This is a genomic window from Pseudomonas sp. PsB (assembly GCF_043658375.1).
In the GTDB taxonomy this organism is placed as follows: Bacteria; Pseudomonadota; Gammaproteobacteria; order Pseudomonadales; family Pseudomonadaceae; genus Aquipseudomonas; species Aquipseudomonas putida_Z.
In genome coordinates this window covers 1-3,613 of sequence record NZ_JBIGLU010000076.1, presented here as the reverse complement: position 1 = coordinate 3,613, position 3,613 = coordinate 1, and the positions used below count along the sequence as shown (strand labels likewise).

Below are 3,613 nucleotides of genomic sequence, written 5' to 3'. Positions count from 1 at the left end.
TTTAACTTTATTATCAATAAGTTAAATCAAACCTCTTCTCTTTTTAATTTTTCGTTTATGAGATTATTTCTTTCCCATAATCCGGCAAAACGAGCAGCATTACTGGCGGTATAACGCACAGTATGGCGAATATTTCGATGCCCGAGATAATCCTGAATTAAACGAGTATCTGCACCACGCTCCGCCAATTCATAACCGCAAGCATGCCTTAACATATGAGGATGAGTCTGCGTTACGGTTCCAGCTTCAATACCGGCATCGCGAATAATGCGATAGGCCTGCTGGCGAGAAAGCCGACTCCCGCGGCGAGAAATAAATATAGCGTCAGTCCGGTCAGCGCCTTTCCAGTTAGCACGTTCCTGGGTCCAGCGTTCCACGGCTTCACGCTCATCAAAACGTAACGGGTGAACGGTAGAAAATCCGTTCTTCAGTCGGCGAATATTTATTCTACCTTCATTAAGGTCAAGGTCCTGATAATGCAGATCAAGCAGTTCACTAATACGCATCCCATGCCGATATGCCAACAGAATAAGACAATAATCTCTGGCTCCCGTTGCCCCGTAACAAACCGCCTGCATCATGGCCTGAACTTCTTTACCGGTAAGATAACGACGTTTGGTAATGACTCCAACTTATTGATAGTGTTTTATGTTCAGATAATGCCCGATGACTTTGTCATGCAGCTCCACCGATTTTGAGAACGACAGCGACTTCCGTCCCAGCCGTGCCAGGTGCTGCCTCAGATTCAGGTTATGCCGCTCAATTCGCTGCGTATATCGCTTGCTGATTACGTGCAGCTTTCCCTTCAGGCGGGATTCATACAGCGGCCAGCCATCCGTCATCCATATCACCACGTCAAAGGGTGACAGCAGGCTCATAAGACGCCCCAGCGTCGCCATAGTGCGTTCACCGAATACGTGCGCAACAACCGTCTTCCGGAGCCTGTCATACGCGTAAAACAGCCAGCGCTGGCGCGATTTAGCCCCGACATAGCCCCACTGTTCGTCCATTTCCGCGCAGACGATGACGTCACTGCCCGGCTGTATGCGCGAGGTTACCGACTGCGGCCTGAGTTTTTTAAGTGACGTAAAATCGTGTTGAGGCCAACGCCCATAATGCGGGCTGTTGCCCGGCATCCAACGCCATTCATGGCCATATCAATGATTTTCTGGTGCGTACCGGGTTGAGAAGCGGTGTAAGTGAACTGCAGTTGCCATGTTTTACGGCAGTGAGAGCAGAGATAGCGCTGATGTCCGGCGGTGCTTTTGCCGTTACGCACCACCCCGTCAGTAGCTGAACAGGAGGGACAGCTGATAGAAACAGAAGCCACTGGAGCACCTCAAAAACACCATCATACACTAAATCAGTAAGTTGGCAGCATCACCGGAGAATGGGTCAAATAGTTTGATGACGACTGGGAAAGAAACGAGAGAAAAGGAAATCTCTCTTTGCCCAACTCCGTAGGCGATACCGCCGGATAATCCTGCGCCAGTTGCATCGCCGCTTCTGTAGCCTGCTTCTCTTTCTCTTGCAGATAACCCACCAGGCTAATCTGATACTTACGAATATTTTCGACATAAGCGTAGGCTTCATGTCCACGAGCGTAGCCGTAAGTCAGCTTGCTGTAATAGGGTTTCTGGCTAAGTAAAGGCAGACGCTGTTTTACGTCAGCCCAACTGTCAGGATTCCCTTTGGTTTTTGCCGTCAGGGCGCGGGCATCCAGCATATGCGCATAGCCCATATTGTACGCAGCGAGGGCAAACCAGATCCGCTCGTTCTCCGGCACACTTTCCGGCACTTTACTCATCATATCATGCAAATAACGCACGCCACCGCTGATGCTCTGTTCGGCATCGGTACGATCCGTAATGCCGAGGCTTTGCGCGGTATTTTTGGTTAACATCATCATGCCGCGCACACCCGTCGGTGAAGTGGCCTGTGCATCCCAGTGCGATTCCTGATAAGCAATAGCGGCCAGCAAACGCCAGTCAATTTCTTCGGCGTATTTCTCAAACAGGGGCTTTAACTGCGGCAGTACCGCATCGACGGCGCGTAAAAATGTGCGCGTATCGACGTAATCAAAATCATCGCCATGCCCCAGGTATTTCTCTTCAATGCGTGCCAGCGTACCGTCTTCATTCATTTCGTTGAAGAAGTCGAGCAGGGCGGCGGAAAGGGTATTATCGCCATCTAACGGGCTAAACCAAGTCACCGGTTGTTCATCGGTGATATCGAGCGCTACGGCGAGCTCCGGGTGAACGCGCTGAAACAGGCTGATGGCGACAGAATCAGCAATGGTGTAATCGAGTTTTCCTTCGATGACATCTTCCATTAATTCCGCAGAGCCTTTTTTGTCGTCTACCTTCCAGCTTAATTCCGGGAATTTTGTTTCTTTCAGGGTCTGGAGATCGTTAACCACCACATGACCCGGTGCAACGGTGAGTTGCTCCGCCGTCAGGTTGCCCAGCGTACGTGGGCGATACTGACCCACTTTATAAACCAGTTGTTGTGACACGGAATAATAGGTAGGGCCAGGCTGATAATTTTTTACCCGCTCACTGTTATAGACAAGTCCTGCCGCCAGCAGGTCGGCGTTACCATTATCAAGGTCGTCAAACAGCTGGCTGATATTCTGCCGCACGGTCACTTTCAGTTTTACGCCGAGGTAATCGGCAAACTGTTTCGCCAGTTCGTAATCCAGGCCAAAAGGTTTCCCGTTGATTTCGTTATAAGTCAGGGGAGTATGAATGGTGCTCACACGCAACTCTCCCCGCGCTTGAATGGCGGCGATACGGTTGTCGGCTTTACCAAACCAGGGAATGGATGGCCAGAGAGCGACCGCGAGCAGCAGTGCCAGAATGCCGATGAACAGATAATTAATCTTTAATTTTTTCAATTAGTTAATTCTCTGTGTCGTGCGCGTCCCAGCTTGAAAAAACGTAATAATAGTGAAAGGTTTACTCATAAATGAGCGGCATTTTGCGTAAACCTGCGCCAGATGGCAACTTATTACATCCATTGGCGGCACGCGTTGCTAATTCACGATGGTGATTTTATTTCCACGCAAACGGTTTCGTCAGCGCATCAGATTCTTTATAATGACGCCCGTTTCCCCCCCTTGGGTACACCGAAAGCTTAGAAGACGAGAGACTTATGATGGAAATTCTGCGTGGTTCGCCTGCACTGTCGGCATTCCGAATCAACAAACTGCTGGCACGTTTTCAGGCTGCCAGGCTCCCGGTTCACAATATTTACGCCGAGTATGTCCATTTTGCTGACCTCAATGCGCCGTTAAACGATGATGAGCACGCACAACTTGAACGCCTGCTGAAATATGGTCCGGCACTCGCCAGCCACGCCCCGCAAGGCAAACTCCTGCTGGTGACCCCGCGTCCTGGCACCATCTCTCCCTGGTCTTCGAAAGCGACCGATATTGCCCATAACTGCGGGCTACAACAGGTAAACCGCCTTGAGCGCGGCGTTGCTTACTATATAGAAGCCGGTACGCCGACCAATGAACAATGGCAGCAGGTTACCGCTGAACTGCACGACCGCATGATGGAAACGGTCTTTTTTGCTTTAGATGATGCAGAGCAGTTGTTTGCCCACCATC

3 protein-coding genes and 1 pseudogene are annotated in these 3,613 nt (G+C 50.4%); 1 reads left to right on the top strand and 3 read right to left on the bottom strand.

Annotated elements, in window-relative coordinates:
* Window positions 1–26: 26 nt before the first annotated feature.
* From fimE to mltF, 3 genes are all read right to left on the bottom strand, one after another.
* Window positions 27–623, bottom strand: coding sequence for a type 1 fimbria switch DNA invertase FimE (gene fimE / locus ACGLHT_RS29855; protein ID WP_394520760.1), 597 nt, complete (start codon window positions 621–623; stop codon window positions 27–29).
* 9 nt (window positions 624–632) lie between these two features.
* Window positions 633–1,330, bottom strand: a protein-coding gene (locus tag ACGLHT_RS29850) for an IS1-like element IS1A family transposase (protein WP_103215986.1) whose coding sequence is annotated in 2 segments (ribosomal slippage) — window positions 633–1,081 and window positions 1,081–1,330 — 699 coding nt in all. Because the reading frame shifts where the segments join, the coding sequence is not laid out codon by codon here.
* A gap of 33 nt (window positions 1,331–1,363) precedes the next feature.
* The gene (gene mltF / locus ACGLHT_RS29845; RefSeq protein ID WP_394520759.1) at window positions 1,364–2,896 is read right to left on the bottom strand and encodes a membrane-bound lytic murein transglycosylase MltF; all 1,533 of its coding nucleotides are present in this window, start codon (window positions 2,894–2,896) and stop codon (window positions 1,364–1,366) included.
* Between the two features lie 257 nt (window positions 2,897–3,153).
* Between mltF and ACGLHT_RS29840 the strand changes: the two are divergent.
* Window positions 3,154–3,613 (top strand): annotated as a pseudogene (locus ACGLHT_RS29840) (phosphoribosylformylglycinamidine synthase); the annotation flags it as partial.